General features: G+C 43.2%; 5 protein-coding genes and 1 riboswitch. Of the genes, 4 read left to right on the forward strand and 1 reads right to left on the reverse strand.

Features of this window, described 5'->3' with window-relative positions; translation table 11 throughout:
- Positions 1–193: hypothetical protein (locus WAM07_RS06960; RefSeq protein ID WP_422165806.1), on the forward strand; the 193-nt coding region annotated here is incomplete at its 5' end.
- 43 nt (positions 194–236) lie between these two features.
- Here WAM07_RS06960 and WAM07_RS06965 read toward each other — a convergent pair.
- Positions 237–779 (reverse strand): hypothetical protein, encoded by a 543-nt coding sequence (locus WAM07_RS06965; protein ID WP_422165807.1) that lies wholly within the window; start codon positions 777–779, stop codon positions 237–239.
- Positions 780–1,060: 281 nt separating this feature from the next.
- Here WAM07_RS06965 and WAM07_RS06970 point away from each other — a divergent pair, with 281 nt between their 5' ends.
- From WAM07_RS06970 to WAM07_RS06980, 3 genes are all read left to right on the forward strand, one after another.
- Positions 1,061–1,960: an EamA family transporter gene (locus WAM07_RS06970; protein WP_422165808.1), complete on the forward strand. Its 900-nt coding sequence runs from the start codon at positions 1,061–1,063 to the stop codon at positions 1,958–1,960.
- A gap of 165 nt (positions 1,961–2,125) precedes the next feature.
- Positions 2,126–2,231: riboswitch (SAM riboswitch) on the forward strand.
- An 82-nt stretch (positions 2,232–2,313) separates the two neighbouring features.
- Entirely contained in the window at positions 2,314–2,796 is a 483-nt protein-coding gene (locus WAM07_RS06975) for an OsmC family protein (RefSeq protein ID WP_422165809.1), read from the forward strand.
- Positions 2,793–4,406, forward strand: a complete 1,614-nt coding sequence (locus tag WAM07_RS06980) for a sodium:solute symporter family protein (protein WP_422165810.1) — start codon at positions 2,793–2,795, stop codon at positions 4,404–4,406. The genes WAM07_RS06975 and WAM07_RS06980 overlap by 4 nt, the downstream gene beginning before the upstream one ends.
- The last annotated feature ends 426 nt before the right edge of the window (positions 4,407–4,832 follow it).

Here is a 4,832-nt window from a genome sequence, read left to right on the forward strand (position 1 = left end):
GGATAAAGGGTGCTCACTTGAACGACTCCTTTTCCACTGGCAGAATAAAGTAATTTCCGTGGAGCATGGCCCAATCGAAGGGCAGCACGGCTCAATTGAAGATGAGCACGGCCCAATCGAGGGTCAGCACGGAATATTTGCGACGAACCAACGCAAAAATTTAACAGAATTAAAAAAGAACTCCAGAATTTAAGGAGTTCTTTTTTAATATCCATATTATCATCCACAGTCTGATTCTACTGTATCTTCCGCTCCGCACTTTGAGTAAGCTGATTCAGGTAGAAATCTTTGAGTGACAGGTCAGGTCCAAAAGGGAAAAGTTGTTCGTTTCTATCAGATGGCTGTTCCTCTTTAGGGGATTCCTGTTTGGAAAGTTCCTGTTTAGCCTGTTCGCCGGTAGATTTGTAACTAATATGAAACTCTTCTTGATAAATAGGGGTCTCATTCATCGCTTCTTGCTGCTTCATGCCGGATATCCATGTCTCGAAATTATAGGTCCCACGGTCAATAATCACACATAGATCTTCCAGTGACTGAGTCAGCTCTATTAAACAATCCATACCATTTTTTAAGATGATCCCTTGTTTCCGAGCTTTTTCTATCGAATGTTCCAGTTTATATGGCTCTTCTTTATAACTAAATTCTACATAACAGCTGCTGCGGTCCCAGTTGAACGTAAAATCTTCAATTTTCAATCGCTTCATCACATTGACCAGATTCGTTTCCACCATACCCTGCTCTTTATACGGCATGAACTTTAATAGACTATTCTTGAACATCCCCACGAACACTCCTTTTTGTTTTTCTGATTTTTATAGCGATTCCCTTATACCCATTTAGTTCGACAAAAGGGAGAAAATCCCTGTAAAAATCGTTTTACATTTATCGCTATGATTTTCAAGAATTCCCCTGAAAATCCGACATTTCTGAATACATTCTCCATTGGTTATACACTTGTTTTCCTCACTAAAATTGAGTTTTCAAAGGGGCTTTGAAATAATAGAACCAGTGTGTTCGAAAGGATAGAAGCACAGATTGTCTTGATGGGAGGTTATTAGTAATGAAAGGAAAAGGAATTATTCTCGTCTTCCTGGGTGCGGCAAGCTTTGGCTTCACCCCTATATTTGTAAAAACAGGCTTTCAATATGGGTACTCTCTGGGGGAGTTAAATATTGTCCAAATGTTCGCTGCCTTTGTCTTACTGTGGGGCTTATCTTTTTGGAAAGGGCTGCATGTAAAAGAAATTCAAAGATGGGACCTTGTCAAAATTGCTGCTACAGGCAGTACGGTTGGACTGACGGGTATCTTTTATTACGGAGCGATGCAGTACCTCCCCGCTTCTATTGCGATTATTCTGCTTTTCCAATTTGTCTGGATCGGTATGCTGTATGAATGGATTTTCACCAAAACTCCACCTGAACGCATTCACTTGATTTCCCTGGTCGTCACACTTACGGGGGTCGTGTTAGCTTCAGGACTTACAAATGGTGGTTTCAATTTACACCCGGTCGGTCTTCTACTCGGACTGTTGTCAGGGTTTTCCTATGCCGGCTTTATTTTTTTTAGTGGTCAGGTGGCTGTTGATTCCCACCCTATACTGCGAAGTTCACTTATGGTGACGGGATCTTTGGTGCTTGTGATGCTCATCTTCATCCGCGACATTCCTACCGTTCCCGTCCTGGACATGCGCTTATGGACGATTGGTGCTGGGATTGCCCTAGTAGGAGCCGTTATTCCTCCTCTGTTCTTTGCGGGCGGTGCTCCACTTATTTCGGGTCGTCTCGCTAATGTGCTGAGTTCTGTGGAACTTCCAGTCGCCATTATTTCAGCCATGCTGATTCTTTCAGAAACGGTCACCTTTTTGCAGTGGGTCGGCGTTTTTTTGATCCTTGCAGCTATTTTTATAAATGAGTTTGGCGGTAAGCTGATGCGGGGGGAACAACGGCATCAAGTGAGCTAAGTGCTTCTGTTTTTTTGCAAAAGATAACCTGATTCATTTATGTAATGAATTCATCTGGTTAAGCGATTTCCCCGCTCATCCTTTCCTTATTCAAAAGCTGACACTCAAAAAAGTTGTTGACAGATGATTAAGTAAAAAAGTACAATATTCTTTAAATTCATAATTTTCTTATCGAGAGCGGTGGAGGAAACTGGTCCTTTGATCCCGCGGCAACCTGTTTTATAAACAAGGTGCTCATTCCAGCAGACATTTTCTGTCTGAAAGATAAGAGTCGGGACATTTAAACCAACCCTTCTATTTTTCTTACAGAAAAGTAGAAGGGTTTTTTATATTTTAAACGGAGGGGACATGAAATGACAGTTCAGCAAACACAGAAGAAGTCAGCATTACGTTCGATTGACACACAAAGCAAGCGCACCAGCCAGTTTCAGAATGCGCATTCCATTCGGGACTTTACGTTTACAATTGATGAACCCGAGAAACTTGGAGGTTCTAATGAAGCATTAACTCCTATGGAATACATCACTGGATCGCTTAACGGCTGTTTCATGATTGTGGTCGAAATGGTGGCGAAGGAAAAAGAGTTAACGATTGAAAAACTGGAGGCAGCTTCAAGCGGGGATATCGATCACAGAGGGTTGTTCGGGACAGCTGATGTGAGCCCCCACTTTCAAACCGTGACGCTTGAGGTGGACGTTACATTTGATGAAAAAGAAGTCGACGAAGAAGATTTTATTCAACACGTTCAAAAACGCTGCCCGGCTTACAACTTGTTTAAGGATGCAAACGTAAAGATTGAAGTAATCTGGAACATCAACAAGGAGGTACAAACATGAGTTCATATGGAATTTGGATGATTTCACTTGCCTTATTATACACGCTCGCCCTCATCATCGTTGGTAATGTGGCGAAACGAAAAGCCAATCGCGGCGAGCAATATTTTGTAGGGGGACGGACATTTAGATGGTGGACCGTAGCCTTTTGTATAACTGGCCTCTTCTCAGGTTCGACGTACATATCGATTGTCGAGCTTTCCTACCTGACAGGAATTTCCGCCATCTGGTACGGAGTCGCAGAAACATTACAAGTCTTACTGATTGCCTTATTATTAATCAAATCGTTTCGTGAGAAGTTAGTTGTAACCATCTCGGGGTTAATCGGCGATCAATTCGGCAGACGTGCTAAAGCTTTATCAGGTGCGATTACAGCATTCGCCTTCCCAATGTGGTCCGTCGCTACAGCGATTGCTTTTGCTTCTGCCTTTCACGTGTTTACCGGCGTTTCGTTATCCTTGTCCGTCGCTTTTACAGCGATCTTACTATTTGTTTATTTGCAGTCAGGCGGTATGTGGGCTGTTGCCTTTACACAAACGATGAACACGATTATTTTTGCCATTATGTTTATCATTGGAACCGTGGCCTTCTTCATCAACCCGGGCATCTCCGGCTTACAACAGCTTGCAGCCGAGCAGCCGAGCATGTTTGATTGGGGAGGCGCAGGCCTTCAAGTAATCCTAGTATGGTTTGCCACTTTCCTGGTAAACGTGATTCTAGCGCAGGCAGCTTTTCAAATGGCCTTATCCTGTAAAACGCCTGAAGAAGGACGTAAAGGCTTAATCGTCGCAGAAGTGATGAGTGTTCCTTTTATTCTATTGGGTATTCTATTTGGCTTATCTGCCGCTGCGGTCGTTCCTGACGCAAGCCTCGGACTTGTTGCTCTTCCCCAATATTTAATGGAAGTACTGCCCGCTCCATTCGTCGGCCTGTTCTTCTTAGGCATCTGGGCATGTGCTCTCGGATGGGGCGCGCCTTGTCAGTTCTCAGGAGCCACCAGTCTTGGGAAAGACGTCGGAAGCGCCATTTTCCCTGGGGCCTCTCCAGAACAACTAGTTAAATATACTAAGTGGTCGCTGCTGTTGCTGACAGGACTCATGATCATTTTCGGATTCCTTCGTACAGAACAATCCGCATGGTGGAACGTACTCGCCTGGACCATGAGAAACTCCGCCACATTTGCACCGGTAGTCGCAGCATTATTCTGGCCACTTGTCACAAAGCGAGCTGTCCTCGGCTCCCTATTTGGTGGGTTCGCAGCAGGATTAATCTGGTATCACTTAAGTAATTGGCACCCGGCTGATTTCTTCTTGAACATCCACCCGGTTTGGGTAGGTATGAGCGTCAACATTCTCGTCATGGTCCTGTTTACGGTTGCCTTCAACTATGGAAATTGGAAGATTACCAACAACCGGTCTGTTAAAGGAGTCGCTGTGCTGGCTTCTATTGCCGTGCTGCTTGTCGTCAACGCATTGTTCTATGAATCCCTTCACGCCGCTGGTGTTGTAGGTTTGACCCTATTCCTTAATGTACTAGCCGTATTTATCGGAAGCATTATTTATATTAAACCGAAAGCGGCCGAAGCATCTGTACAAAAGAAAGTGGTATCTTAAAGATAGAAGGAACCGCTTTAAAAGTGAAAGCGTTCAGGTCTTAAAGAGAAAATCTTAACACACGGAAAGAGATCGAATAATAAAAAGCTTAGAGGAGATAAGCCTCTAAGCTTTTCAATATGTTGAAAATTCTTAAAGATTCCCGACCATACAGTCCTAGAAGAGGGAGTCTTCTACCGTAATTCGATAAAATCTCTAAAGAAGTTACTGAGTTGTTTTGACTTCTATTCAATCCAACATTCAAGGTAATATCTTAAAGTCGTGTTACGCTAAGAATGATAAAACTTATAGTAATCCTACTAAGCGATCGAAAGAATCTGCAAGATCCCTCAGCGAATTTTGCAGAGCTGTACTATCAACTTCTTTTAACCATTGGAAATCTTGTTTGATTTGTGTCAGTTGTTTATTGCATTTTGCATAAGACAA

The organism is Halobacillus sp. (genome assembly GCF_049282395.1).
In the GTDB taxonomy this organism is placed as follows: domain Bacteria; phylum Bacillota; class Bacilli; order Bacillales; family Halobacillaceae; genus Halobacillus.

Excerpts from the sequence above, each read along its gene's own strand:
- WAM07_RS06965 (WP_422165807.1), bottom strand. The coding sequence starts at position 779 with ATGTTCAAGAATAGTCTATTAAAGTTCATGCCGTATAAAGAGCAGGGT.
- WAM07_RS06970 (WP_422165808.1), top strand. The coding sequence starts at position 1,061 with ATGAAAGGAAAAGGAATTATTCTCGTCTTCCTGGGTGCGGCAAGCTTT.
- WAM07_RS06975 (WP_422165809.1), top strand. The coding sequence starts at position 2,314 with ATGACAGTTCAGCAAACACAGAAGAAGTCAGCATTACGTTCGATTGAC.
- WAM07_RS06980 (WP_422165810.1), top strand. The coding sequence starts at position 2,793 with ATGAGTTCATATGGAATTTGGATGATTTCACTTGCCTTATTATACACG.